This window comes from Pannonibacter sp. CBAS1226 (assembly GCF_055685825.1).
Genome location: NZ_JBVOUO010000017.1, coordinates 1 through 12616 on the forward strand (window position 1 = coordinate 1; position 12616 = coordinate 12616).

A 12616-nucleotide genomic window follows, 5' to 3' on the forward strand; every position below is an offset into this window, starting at 1 on the left:
CAGGGGGCAGAGGGGGGTAACGGACTGTCCATTTATGCGAGAGGCAGAACCCAGTTGAGACGCTGATACCCCCCTCTGTCTGCTGGCGCAGACATCTCCCCCTCAAGGGGGGAGAGGGGCTCTGCGGCAAAAGGAGAATGCGGTGCTCCCCCTTACGTCCGATGGCAAGAACCGGCCCTCTCAGCCGCAGTCCGGCTTGAAACCGGCTGCTTCGATGCCTGCCACGGCGCAGGCCTCGTCATTGTCCGAGGTATCGCCGGAGATGCCCACGGCGCCGAGGATTTCCCCTGCGCCATCGCGGATCAGCACGCCGCCGGGCACCGGCACGATGGCACCGCCCGAAATGCCGTTGAGCGCCTGGACGAAATGCGGCCGCTCGGCAGCTGCCGTGTTGAGCCAGCGCGAGCCCGCGCCGACACCGACAGCACCATAAGCCTTGCCGAAGGCAATCTGCGGCCGCAGGATCGAGGAATTGTCCTGCCGGACCATGGCGACCAGATGCCCGCCGGCATCGATCACCGCCACGGTCAGCGGCTTCAGCTTCAGGCTCTCCGCCTTTGCCAAAGCGGCAGAGATGATTGTCTGTGCGGACGAAAGTGTCAGTTTGCTCATGAGCCGGCTTCTCCTCTAGACTTGCTCAATGCAGGGCATCACCGCCCTGCCCTTCCATCTGGCTACCAGATCTTACGGACGGGACACAGCGGCAGCAGCGGGTAAAGATCTGCGCCGGGAGGGAAACAATGGGCGAGGGAGAATACGATCTTGGCGCGAAACTTTGAAATGCCCGGCCGCTCGCCGGTCTATGCCACCAACGGCCTTGCCGCCACATCCCACCCGCTGGCGACGGCCGCCGCTCTGGAGGTGCTGCAGGATGGCGGCAACGCGGTGGACGCGGCCATTGCCGCCGTCGCCGTGCAATGCGTGGTCGAGCCGCATATGACCGGCATCGGCGGCGATTGCTTTGCCATCGTCACCGAGGCTGATGGCCGCATGGCGGGATTCAACGGTTCCGGCGCAGCGCCCAGGGGCGTTTCCTCCGCAGCCTTGCGCGATGCCGGGCTGACCAGCATCAACCCGGAAAGCGCCCACGCGGTGACGGTGCCCGGTGCGGTGCGCGCCTGGGAGACCCTGCTGAAGGCCCACGGCACCCGCTCCTTCGCCACCCTGTTCAAGCGCGCCATTGCCTATGCCCGCGACGGCTTTGCCGTGGCGCCGCGCGTCGCGCTCGACTGGCCGGCCTCCATTGCCAAGCTCTCGGCCGATGAAGCGGCCGCCAAGACCTATCTGCCCGGCGGCAAAGCGCCGGAAGCGGGCGACATCATGCGGTTCCCGGCGCTGGCAGACACGCTGGCCGCCATCGCCAGCGGGGGTGCGGACGCTTTCTACACCGGCGCAGTGGCCGAGGACATCGTTGCAACGCTGAAGGCGCGCGGCAGCTATATGACGCTGGAGGATCTGGCCGCCTGCCACACCACCGCCGTTGCCCCCGTCACCCGCGACTACCGCGGCTATACCGTGGCCGAGCTGCCGCCCAACGGCCAGGGCATCGTGGCGCTGATCATGCTGGGCCTGCTGGAACGCCACGACCTTTCCAGCCTCGATCCGCTGGGCGGCGAGCGGCTGCATCTGGAAATGGAGGCGGCCCGCATCGCCTATGCCATGCGCGACCGGTTCGTCGCCGATCCGGGACATATGGATGCCTGCCACATGTCCCTCTTCGCCGATGACATGATCGAAAGGCTGTCGCCGCTGCTGAACCCTTCGGCCCGCACGCAGGACCTGCCCCTGCCCAGCGCCCCGCCGCAGACGGATACCGTCTATCTGACCGTCGCCGACAGCAGCGGCCTGACGGTGTCCTTCATCAACTCCATCTTCCACAGCTTCGGATCGGGCATTCTGGCGCCCAACTCCGGCGTGCTGCTGCACAACCGGGGCGCCAGCTTCAAGGTGGCGCCGGGCCATCCCAACACCATCGAGGGCGGCAAGCGGCCCATGCACACCATCATTCCCGCCTTCGTGCTGAAGGATGGTGCGCCGTGGATGTCCTTCGGCGTCATGGGCGGCCAGTATCAGGCCTGCGGCCACACCCATGTGCTGACCAACATGATCGACTATGGCATGGACGTGCAGCAGGCGATCGACTTCCCGCGCATCTTCATGGATGACGGTTTCAGCTTCCTGCAGGCCGAGAGCGGCATTCCGGCAGCAAGCCTCGACGTGTTGCGCGCCAAGGGCCACATCGTGAAGCAGGCACCTGCACCGATTGGCGGCTCGCAGGCCATCCGCATCGACCGCAAGCGCGGCCTGTTCATCGGCGGTTCCGACCCGCGCAAGGATGGCCACGCGGCGGGATACTGAACCGAAAAGGCGAGAGGGCGGCTCCCCCCGAAACCGCCCCCTCCTGAAGTCCCCACCCGGGGACCTCGTATCAGCACTGATGCCTGTCTTCAGAAACTGGCTGACACCACGAAACCGGCCGGCCGGCGGCGCGGGCTGGCTGCCGTGCGGCGGTAGCTCACCGTGGCCTCGCTGCCCGCGTCATCATTCAGCGCACCGGCATCACGCATGGCGATGAGCTGGGCCAGAAACGCCGCATCGGGCCGGTACATGGTGAAGCTGGCGGTGCGCTCCTCGGTGCGCAGCACCATGGGAACGGGGACGGAGGGCGGCGTGCGGCGCAGCTCTTCGGCCTGCGCGGCGGTGGCAGCTTCGGCCTTGGCTCTCGCCCTGGCACTGCGGCGGGCGGCGGCACGCTCTTGGGCTCGGATAGGATCGATACGCAACGGATCTGCCTCTGCCTGTTTCACTTCGGGACGCCCTCACAGGGCTTGTCCTGAAAGTCGCAAGGCATGTGCCAGCAGGCCGGATCGCGTTAACTTTTTGACATTGAATTTATTGAGAAATTTCATTTAATGGTTAACGCCGCAGGCCGCAGGCAGGCCTGAAACGGTCAAGGCACTGAGATTCCGTCTGAATCTTCCCGCCCCCGCCAGCCCCATCCAGCGGCCCTTTGCGCCGTCCAAGCGCCCCGGGGCGGGCATAGTGCGCAGGTCCGGCCCATGCCTCCGGTCCGCCAGCCTGTCCCGTCCCGGCACCCGGCCCCGCTTTGGCACAGAATGGGGACGTGAAATGGGACGGGATGGCTGCGGCAATGGAGCGGCCATCCGTCAAGCACGCCCTTTCCGGCGTCATCCCGGCCGAGCAGAGGGAGAGCCGGGACCGGTGAGCCGGGGCGCATGACGTTGCTCCCTTGCGCCAGAGCCGGTGGTCCGGGGCTCACCGGTACCGGATCTCCGCTTCGCTGCGTCCGGCATGACGATGGAGGGGCTTGCGCATTTCCAAGACGCGATACGTCAGTTTCGAAAGCCTTGGTATTATGCGCCCCCAACCCCCAAAAGAAAAAGGCGCCCCCGTTTCCGGGAGCGCCTTGCGATCATGCCGCGAGGGCCGGGCTGCTTAGGCAGCCAGAGCGCCCTGAGCCTTCTCGACCAGAGCCTTGAAGGCTTCCGGCTGATGGATGGCGAGATCGGACAGAACCTTGCGGTCGACTTCGATGCCAGCCTTGTTGAGGCCGTCGATGAAGCGGCCGTAGGTCAGGCCCAACTCACGGGTGGCAGCGTTGATGCGCTGGATCCAGAGCGAGCGGAAGTTCCTCTTCCTGACCTTGCGGTCGCGATAGGCATATTGTGCTGCCTTCTCGACGGCCTGCTTGGCCACGCGGATGGTGTTCTTGCGGCGGCCATAGTAACCCTTGGCTGCCTTGATAACCTTCTTATGACGGGCATGGGCCGTTACGCCCCGCTTGACACGCGCCATTGGTAGTCTCCTTGATTGTCAGGTGGCGTTAGGCGTTCGGCATGTACTGCTTCACGATCCGGGCGTCCTGCGGCGACAGCGTGGTGGTGCCACGTGCGTTGCGGACGAACTTGGCCGTGCGCTTGATCATACCATGACGCTTGCCAGCCTGACCGGTCTTGACCTTACCGGTCGCGGTCAGCTTGAAGCGCTTCTTGGCTCCAGACTTGGTCTTCAGCTTGGGCATTTTGCATCCTTTCATTGGCGCGGGCCAAAGCCCGCTCGTTTGTTGGTGCATCGAGAAGCCGCCACGGCATGCCCTGGTTCTCTTGGGACCTGCCTGCGCAGTCTGACATGTTTCAGGAAAACAGCTCAGAAAACGGCAACAGACAATTGGTCCACGGAGAGCCGGACGACTCTGGACCGGAGGCTTATAGGGACAGCCTGCCGCCTTTGCAACCGGATTCATGCGGGCACAGGATCACCTGCATCAAAAAAGCAAGGCGGCCACGGATTGCTCCGCAGCCGCCGCACGAATCTTTTGCCGGAAAAAGGCTCAGCGCTGGATCGGCGACAGAACCATCACCATCTGGCGGCCTTCGAGGCGGGGCGAGGACTCGACCTTGGCGATTTCCGCCGTCTCGTCGCGCACCTGCATCAGCAGCTTCATGCCAAGATCCTGGTGAGCCATTTCACGGCCGCGGAACCGGAGCGTGACCTTCACCTTGTCGCCTTCAGAGAAGAAACGCATCATCGCCTTCATCTTCACTTCATAGTCATGAGTGTCGATGTTCGGACGCATCTTGATCTCCTTGATCTCGACGGTCTTCTGCTTCTTGCGCGTTTCAGCAGCCTTCTTCTGCGACTGATACTTGAACCGGCCGTAGTCAAGGATCTTGCATACGGGCGGCTGCGCATTCGGCTGAATCTCGACCAGGTCGAGACCGGCCTCCATCGCGATTTCGAGGGCTTCACCGGTCGGGACAATGCCGCGGTTCTGGCCTTCGTGATCAATCAGCTGGACTTCGCGAACGCGAATTTCGTCATTGGTGCGCGGGCCATCCTTCGTGGGAGGCGGGGCGCGGAACGGACGGCGAATGGTCGCTATCTCCTCTATCGTTGCAGCACGGTCGTTTGACTGTTCCCGCAAGGGCACAGAGCACCATTCCAGAACAGGAACAGAGCACCACTCCAATGCGCTTCAGCCCCGCGCGCTTGCGCCGAGGCCGCGGCCACATCCAGTGTGGCAGGAACAGACAAAGCATTGGCCGAAGCGCAGAGAAAGTCAACCTTTCTTGCAAGCCGGCGATCATTCTGCCCTGCGGCCAAGCAGCCCGGCATAAGCTTCAAGCGTGGAAGCGCACATGGCTTCCACCGTGAAATGCCGCGCCACATGCTCCTGCGCCCGCTCCACCAGCGCCGCCCTTGCATCAGGGGCAAGCGCCAGAACGCCGGCAATGGCACCGGCCAGCGCGGCGGCATCCCCCGGCGGCACGCGCCAGCCGGTGCGCGCGTCTTCCGGCACTTCCGGCGGCGCCAGCACCGTTTCGGGCACGGCGCCCAGATCCGACACGATCACCGGCACGCGGGCCGCCTGCGCCTCCACCGCCGCCCGGCCGAAGGCCTCGGGTTCAATCGACGCCACCACGGAGAGTGAGGAGAGGGAAAGTGCGGCGGGCACATCGGCACAGTGCCCCACCAGCCGCACGTCGGTTTCCAGACCGGCTGCGGCGATCTGCGCCTTCAGTTCGGCCAGATAGCCGCTGCGGCCCTGATCATCCCCGGCAATGATGGCAAGCGGCAGAGCTGCTCCCGTTGCCTTCAGCTCCGCCATGGCAGCAATCAGCACCTTCTGCCCCTTCCAGCCGGTCAACCGGGCCAGCTGCAAAAGAATGGGCCGGGACCCGTCCACGCCCCAGGCCTCCACCAGCGCCGCGCGCCGCTCAGGCGTCACGGCCTCGGGCGCCAGCGCGGCGATGTCCGAGCCCCGGTAGATGACCGTGATCTTGCCGCGGGCAAATTCATGACGGGCAGCAATGAGGTCTGCTGTGTAGCGGGAATTGGCGATGACACAGTCGCCCCGCGCCATCACGGAATTATACCAGGACTTTAGCGCGCCCTTCTGCTTGTAGATGCCGTGATAGGTGGTGACGAAAGGAAGCCCGAGCCCGCGCGCAGCCATCAGCGCCGACCAGGCCGGAGCCCGGCTGCGGGCATGGATGAGCGAAATGCCCTCCGCCAGCGCCACCTGCTTGAGGCGCCTCGTATTGGCAAGGATCGTCAGCGGGTTCTTGGACTTCACCGGCAGGATGATGTGCTTGACGCCAAGGGCTTCCAGCTCCGGCACCAGCCGCCCGCCTTCGCTGACGACAACCGCCCGCCAGCCCTTGGCCACCAGCGCGGCGGCCACATCCACCGTGGTGCGCTCGGCCCCGCCGGTGTTGAGATCCGGGATGACCTGAAGCACGGCCGGGCGGGTGGTGGTGTCGCTCTTCACAGGCAGGGCCCTTCAATTTGCCGCCCGCCTGTGCCACACCGGCCCGCAGCAGGACTGTTACAACGGAGCCTTACATTGGATCAGGACGGCCTTCAATTCCTCACCCTCGGCCATGGCGCGGATGAACGGCAGATCGCGGTGACGGCGGAACCGGGCAGGCAGCCCGGCCTGTTCTGGCTCTCCGGCTTCAAATCCCACATGAACGGCTCCAAGGCCGAGGCGCTGGCGGCCCATGCGACGGCGCGCGGGCAGGCGGTGACGCGCATGGATTACTCCGGCCACGGCCTGTCGGGCGGCGCTTTCGAAGACGGCACCATCTCGCGCTGGCTGGAAGAAGCACTCGCCGTGTTTGACCGCTGCACCAGCGGCCCGCAGGTTGTCATCGGCTCGTCCATGGGCGGCTGGCTGGCGCTGCGGCTAACACAGGAGCATCGCAAAGCCGCACTGGCCGCCGGGCAGCCGAGCCGCATTCGCGGCCTCGTGCTCATTGCTCCGGCCACGGACTTCACCGAGGAACTCATCTGGAAGATGCGGCTGGATGAGGAGGGCCGGGAGCGGCTGATGCGAGATGGCCGGATTGAGCGCCCCTCCGCCTATGGAGACGGGCCTTACGCCATCACCCGCCAACTGATCGAGGATGGCCGCAATCACCTGCTTCTGGACAAGCGCCTCGCCACAGGCTGCCCGGTCACCATCCTGCAGGGGCGCGAGGACCCGGACGTACCCTGGCAGCATGCGAGCCGCCTTCTGGAGGCGCTGGCGGAAGATGACGTCACCTTCACGCTGATCCCCGATGGCGATCACCGCCTGTCCCGCCCGCAGGATGTGGACTTGCTCCTGCAGGCGGTGGACCGGCTTTCCGGCTTGAAGGCCTGAGCCTTAGCGGTTGAAGACGATGGTCTTGTTGCCGACGATGATCACCCGGTTTTCCAGGTGGAACTTCACGGCACGGGCCAGCACCCGCGCCTCGATGTCGCGGCCGCGGGCCGTGAAATCATTGGCCGACAGCGAGTGGTTCACCCGCTCCGCGTCCTGCTCGATGATCGGACCCTCGTCGAGATCCGCCGTCACGTAGTGAGCTGTCGCACCGATCATCTTCACGCCGCGCTCATGCGCCTGATGATAGGGCCGCGCGCCCTTGAAGCTCGGCAGGAACGAGTGGTGGATGTTGATCACCTTGCCGAACAGCCGCTTGGACAGGGTGTCGGACAGGATCTGCATGTAGCGGGCCAGCACCACCAGATCGGCACCGGTCTCCTTCACCAGCGCCAGCAGCTTGTCTTCCTGCTCGGCCTTGTTGGCCTTGGTCACCGGCCAGTAGTGGAACGGAATGCCTTCATGAGTAGCGGTGCGCGCGCTGTCCTCGTGGTTGGAAACAATGGCGACGACCTCCGCATCCATCCAGCCGACGCGGATCTGATAGAGAAGATGCAGCAGCGCATGGTCAAACTTGGAGACCATGATGATCATCTTCTTGCGGCGTGAGAGGTCGGTGAGTTCGGTCTTGAGGTCGAAGCGGTTCACCACCGGCGAGATGGCGTTGGCAATCGCGTCACGGGTTGTCTCCACCGGGACAATGAACTCGATCCGCATGAAGAAGCGGTTGGTCACCCGGTCCCAGAACTGATCGCTCTCGGCGATATTGGCGCCCAGATCGGCCAGCTCGGTGGTGATGGCGGCCACGATTCCCGGACGGTCTTCGCAGGACAGGGTCAGGACAAAAGACTTCATTTTGAGGACCAATCTTGTTTTCCAGTCAGTGGGCGAGCGTTGTAGATCAATTCGGCGGAAAGTGCAGCGCGCTTTTCGAACCGCCGCCCGAAATCAATGCAGCTTCGGGAGGCAGGCGTCACGGCGTGCGGCTGATGCCGGACTTGACGCGGCGCAGGGGGATGGAGCTTTCGATGCTGGAGACGCAGGCAAGCTTTGTCAGGCGGCCGGTCAGAAACGCCTCGAATCCGGCCAGTCCATCCGTCACCACCCGCAGCAGATAGTCCCGGTTGCCCGTCATCAGCCAGCAATCCACCACCTCGGGGAAGGCGCGCACCGCCTCCTCGAACTGGGCCAGCGCCTGATCCACCTGCCGGTCAAGCTTCACCGACACGAAGACGGAAACGGAAAAGCCCAGCGCCGCCTCGTCGATCAGCGCCGCATAGCCGGTGATGATGCCCGCCGCCTCCAGCTGGCGCACGCGCCTTGCCACGGGCGTGGGACTCAGGCCCACCCGCTCGCTCAGCTCCTGCACGCTCAGGCGGCCATTGGTGCCCAGCTCCCGCAGGATACGGACATCAAATTCATCAATCCTGGCTGTTTCCACCATTCAAACTCCAAAATTGGAGAAAACCGGCAAAACACTGCGCCTGAAAGGCGGAAATAGCAAGGACACACTCCCCTGCTTCATCCCATGATGGGATGCCGGAAGGAGAGAACAACAATGTCCCATCAGCATCTCAAGACCATCGAGCAGCGCCTGCTCTGGCTGTCGCACTGGATGATCCACAACGCCAACCATCTGCGGCCCAAGGCGGATGGCATCAAGATTGGTGGCCATCAGGCTTCATCCGCCTCGATGGTGTCGATCATGACGGCGCTCTATTTCTCGGCCCTGCGGCCGGAGGACAGGGTGGCGGTGAAGCCCCATGCGGGGCCGGTGTTCCATGCGATGCACTACCTGATGGGCAACATCGCCCGCGAGAAGCTGGAGAATTTTCGCGGTTATGGCGGGGTACAGAGCTATCCGAGCCGCACCAAGGACGTGGATGACGTGGATTTCTCCACCGGTTCCGTCGGCCTTGGCGTTGCCATCACATCCTTCGCCTCCATCGTGCAGGACTATATCTCCGGCAAGCCCTGGGGCAAGGATCTGCGCCAGGGCCGCATGATCGCGCTGATGGGCGATGCGGAGGTGGACGAAGGCAATGTGCATGAGTGCCTGCAGGAAGGCTGGAAGCACGACCTGCGCAATGTCTGGTGGATCATCGACTATAACCGCCAGTCCCTCGACGGCGTGGTGCATGAGGGCCTGTGGGCCCGCATCGAAAAGATCTTCGAGGCCTTCGGCTGGGATGTGGTGAAGGTGAAATATGGCGTGCTGCAGCGCGCCGCCTTTGCCGAGCCGGGCGGCGAGCGCCTGCGCGCCTGGATCGACGCCTGTCCGAACCAGCTTTACTCCGCCCTCACCTTCAGCGGCGGCGCCGTCTGGCGCCAGCGGCTGATGGATGATCTGGGCGATCAGGGCGATGTTTCCGCGCTCATCGGCCGGCGCAGCGACGCAGACCTCGCCGCGCTGATGGAAAACCTCGGCGGCAACTGCGTCGAGACCATGGCACAGACCTTCGCCGGCATCACCCATGACCGGCCGGTCTGCTTCCTCGCCTATACGGTGAAGGGCTGGGGCACGCCGATTGCCGGGCACAAGGACAACCACGGCGGCCTGATGACCAAGGCGCAGATGCAGGACTGGCAGGCCCATATGGGCGTGCCGGAAGGGCAGGAATGGGAGCCTTTCGCAGGCGTTAAGGACCGGGCCGGGCTGCAGGCCTTTCTGAACTCCGCGCCCTTCTTCGCCGCAGGCCGCCGCCGTCACAGCAGTGACAGGGTCAGCGTTCCTGCCCTGCCCGCCCCTTCGGGCGAACGCGAGACCTCCACCCAGATGGCCTTCAGCCGCATTCTGGATGACATCGGCCGCCAGAAGAGCGATCTGGCGGAGCGTATCGTCACTCTGTCGCCGGATGTGACCGGCACCACCGGCCTCGGCCCCTGGGTGAACCGGCGCAAGCTCTGGGCCCGGAACGCCAGGGCCGATCTCTTCCGCGCCCAGAACATTCCTTCCACCGCGAAGTGGGACTTCGCCCCGGAAGGCCAGCACATCGAGCTGGGCATTGCGGAGATGAACCTCTTCCTGCAGCTTGCAGCGGCGGGGCTCGCCTCGCCCCTCTTCGGCAAGCGGCTGCTGCCAGTCGGCACGGTCTACGATCCCTTCGTCTGCCGTGGCCTCGATGCCCTCAACTATGCCTGCTATCAGGATGCCCGCTTCCTCATCGCCGGAACGCCCTCAGGGGTGACGCTTGCCCCCGAAGGCGGCGCGCACCAGTCGATCAACACCCCGCTCATCGGCATGTCGCAGGATGGGCTGGCCGCCTTCGAGCCCGCCTTTGCCGCCGAGCTGGCGCTGATCATGGGCTGGGCATTCGACTACATGCAGCGCGAGGGTGACGCGACGCCTGATCCGGTGAGCCTGCTGCCGGATGCCAAGGGCGGCGCGGTCTATCTGCGCCTCACCACCCGGCCCATCGAACAGGCTGCGCTTCCGGCAGGGGAAGGCTTCGCCGGCGATGTCATCAACGGCGCCTACTGGCTGCGCCCGCCGGGGCCGAACTGCGAGGTGGTGATTGCCTATCAGGGCGCCGTGGCGCCGGAAGCCATTGCCGCTGCCGGCTATATCGGTGAAGGCCGCCGCGATGTGGCGGTGCTGGCGGTCACCTCTGCCGGACGCCTGCATGCGGGCTGGACGGCGGCCCAGCGTCTGCGCCGCAAGGACGAACTGCCGCCCTTCGGCCCGGCAAGCCATGCAGAACGCCTGCTGTGGAACCTGCCGCGCCACTGCAAGCTCGTCACGGTGATCGACGGCCACCCGGCGACGCTCTCCTGGCTCGGCAGTGTCTGCGGCCACCAGTCGCTGGCACTCGGGGTGGAGCATTTCGGCCAGACCGGCACCATCGGCGATCTTTACCGCCACTTCGGCATCGACACGGCCTCGATCGTTGCCGCCGTCTCCAGCCTCACCGCCGGCCGCCAGCTGCGGCAGGTGCCAGCATAAAACAACAACGAGGAGTTCCTGCTCCCCGGCAGCCTTTTAGGCAGACCGGCACCCCTCGTTCGTCATACCGGACGCAGCGAAGCGGAGATCCGGTACCGGTGAGCCACGGACCATCAGCTATGTTCCTTGGGAACAAACATCACGCACCCCGGCTCACCGGTCCCGGCTTGCGCTCCGCTTGGCCGGGAAGACGATGGAGGGGTGTGCGGCAGATTGACGGGGAGCCAAGGCTCCCCGTTCGTACATTCGGATTGCGCTCAGTCCTTGCCCGCGTGCCGGTCTTCCGGCTCCACCAGCATCTTGAAGGGGTCGGCCAGCGCGGCTTCCGGGCGGCTGACCGGATAGGCGCGGTTCGAGGTGCGGGCGGCCAGCTGCTCCGGCCCGTCACGGCGCAGCAGCGCGCGGAAGCTCGGATGCATGCCGCCGTCCACATAGGACACCACATGGTTTCTGCGGCTTGAGGCAATCGCCTCGTCCACCTTCAGCTTTTCCGCGTCCAGCTGGGCCACCAGTTCCGGTTCCGGCGGAACGGCCACCTCCGGGCACGGCGCCAGCGGATTGCGCGGCGTGCCGTCCTTGAACTCGGTGTTGAAGACATAGCGCCTGCCGCAGGCGGCCACCTTCGGCTGCTGCTTCGTCAGTTCGAAGCTGTCATAGCCTTCCTTGAGCGTCCGCCAGAACGGCATTTCCGGATCGGACCGGTGCAGCGCCATGTTCTCCGCCGTCATGCGGAAAGGAAAGGCCTGCACCTGGAACGCGGCCTGACCGGAGGCCAGCGCCTTGGCCACGATGGCATAAATCTCACCCGCCGCCTGATCTGTCATCGCATAGCAACCTGAGGACGAACAGGCACCATGCACCATGAGCGCATCACCCGTGTAGCCCAGTGCCGATTCCAGCCGGTTCGGATAACCGAGATTGAAGGAGACGTAATACTGCGACTGCGGGTTCAGCATCCCCGCCGACACATGATAGAAGCCCTCGGGCGCCTGACGGTCTCCCTGCTTGCGCTTCGGCCCCAGCTTCCCGGACCAGCGGCACATGGGATAGGTCTTGAACAGGGCATAACGCCCGGTCTTGTCCACCTTCCACACCTCCAGCTCGCTCTCCTGCTTGAAGATGCGGACCAGCACCGGGCTTTCCGGCTTCATGTCCTTCTTCGCCATTTCGGAGATCGTGGCGCTGGAAAGGCGCGGCGCATTGCGCGACAGGTTTTCGTAGTCCGACCCCGCACAGCCGGCGAGGGCAAGCGCCATGACGCCCGCAAGGACGAGCCTGCGCAAGGGCCGCAGACCCTGTCTCGAACGGCCTTGGGGTTGGATGGATGTGCCGGGCAGATGGAACAGCGAACTCATTCTGGCAGTATCTTCAGCTTCCGGTCCTGAGCCCCCCGGAGCGGGTGGTTGCATGGATATGCGTCAAGATCAACCGAAGTTATTACCGGTGCGTTAAGGATACGAACACGTTCAGGTGAGCGGCGGGCTGGCGCAGCAAACCCGCCGCTG

12 protein-coding genes are annotated in these 12616 nt (G+C 64.7%); 3 read left to right on the forward strand and 9 right to left on the reverse strand.

The features are described 5' to 3' along the window. Positions 1-180: 180 nt before the first annotated feature. Positions 181-612: a GlcG/HbpS family heme-binding protein gene (locus tag AC0CMF_RS24025; protein ID WP_050473862.1), complete on the reverse strand. Its 432-nt coding sequence runs from the start codon at positions 610-612 to the stop codon at positions 181-183. Positions 613-780: 168 nt separating this feature from the next. Between AC0CMF_RS24025 and ggt the strand changes: the two genes are divergently transcribed. Then, positions 781-2358, forward strand: a complete 1578-nt coding sequence (gene ggt / locus AC0CMF_RS24030) for a gamma-glutamyltransferase (protein WP_374629149.1) — start codon at positions 781-783, stop codon at positions 2356-2358. Positions 2359-2447: 89 nt separating this feature from the next. On the opposite strand, the gene AC0CMF_RS24035 is transcribed toward ggt, so the two are convergent. From AC0CMF_RS24035 to AC0CMF_RS24055, 5 genes are all read right to left on the reverse strand, one after another. Next, positions 2448-2783, reverse strand: coding sequence for a hypothetical protein (locus AC0CMF_RS24035; RefSeq protein ID WP_206110722.1), 336 nt, complete (start codon positions 2781-2783; stop codon positions 2448-2450). Positions 2784-3456: 673 nt separating this feature from the next. Further along, entirely contained in the window at positions 3457-3816 is a 360-nt protein-coding gene (gene rplT, locus AC0CMF_RS24040) for a 50S ribosomal protein L20 (protein ID WP_019965303.1), read from the reverse strand. Between the two features lie 28 nt (positions 3817-3844). After that, positions 3845-4042 (reverse strand): 50S ribosomal protein L35, encoded by a 198-nt coding sequence (gene rpmI, locus AC0CMF_RS24045; protein WP_019965302.1) that lies wholly within the window; start codon positions 4040-4042, stop codon positions 3845-3847. 309 nt (positions 4043-4351) lie between these two features. Further along, a complete protein-coding gene (infC, locus tag AC0CMF_RS24050) occupies positions 4352-4894 on the reverse strand; it encodes a translation initiation factor IF-3 (protein WP_026355866.1) in 543 nt (180 codons plus the stop codon). 210 nt (positions 4895-5104) lie between these two features. After that, positions 5105-6292 (reverse strand): glycosyltransferase family 4 protein, encoded by a 1188-nt coding sequence (locus AC0CMF_RS24055; protein ID WP_374629075.1) that lies wholly within the window; start codon positions 6290-6292, stop codon positions 5105-5107. Between the two features lie 75 nt (positions 6293-6367). Here AC0CMF_RS24055 and AC0CMF_RS24060 point away from each other — a divergent pair, with 75 nt between their 5' ends. Continuing rightward, positions 6368-7168, forward strand: coding sequence for an alpha/beta hydrolase (locus tag AC0CMF_RS24060; protein ID WP_472482499.1), 801 nt, complete (start codon positions 6368-6370; stop codon positions 7166-7168). Between the two features lie 3 nt (positions 7169-7171). Here the strand turns inward: AC0CMF_RS24060 and purU are convergent, their stop codons facing one another. Together purU and AC0CMF_RS24070 are read right to left on the reverse strand one after the other, a co-directional pair. After that, on the reverse strand, positions 7172-8023 hold the full coding sequence (purU, locus tag AC0CMF_RS24065; protein WP_374629074.1) for a formyltetrahydrofolate deformylase: 852 nt from the start codon (positions 8021-8023) through the stop codon (positions 7172-7174). 118 nt (positions 8024-8141) lie between these two features. Continuing rightward, positions 8142-8612, reverse strand: a complete 471-nt coding sequence (locus AC0CMF_RS24070; protein WP_374629073.1) for an Lrp/AsnC family transcriptional regulator — start codon at positions 8610-8612, stop codon at positions 8142-8144. A gap of 114 nt (positions 8613-8726) precedes the next feature. On the opposite strand from AC0CMF_RS24070, the gene AC0CMF_RS24075 reads away from it, so the two are divergent. After that, the gene (locus AC0CMF_RS24075; RefSeq protein ID WP_374629072.1) at positions 8727-11111 is read left to right on the forward strand and encodes a transketolase; all 2385 of its coding nucleotides are present in this window, start codon (positions 8727-8729) and stop codon (positions 11109-11111) included. A 257-nt stretch (positions 11112-11368) separates the two neighbouring features. On the opposite strand, the gene AC0CMF_RS24080 is transcribed toward AC0CMF_RS24075, so the two are convergent. After that, the gene (locus AC0CMF_RS24080) at positions 11369-12466 is read right to left on the reverse strand and encodes a L,D-transpeptidase family protein (RefSeq protein ID WP_374629071.1); all 1098 of its coding nucleotides are present in this window, start codon (positions 12464-12466) and stop codon (positions 11369-11371) included. Positions 12467-12616 lie beyond the last annotated feature (150 nt).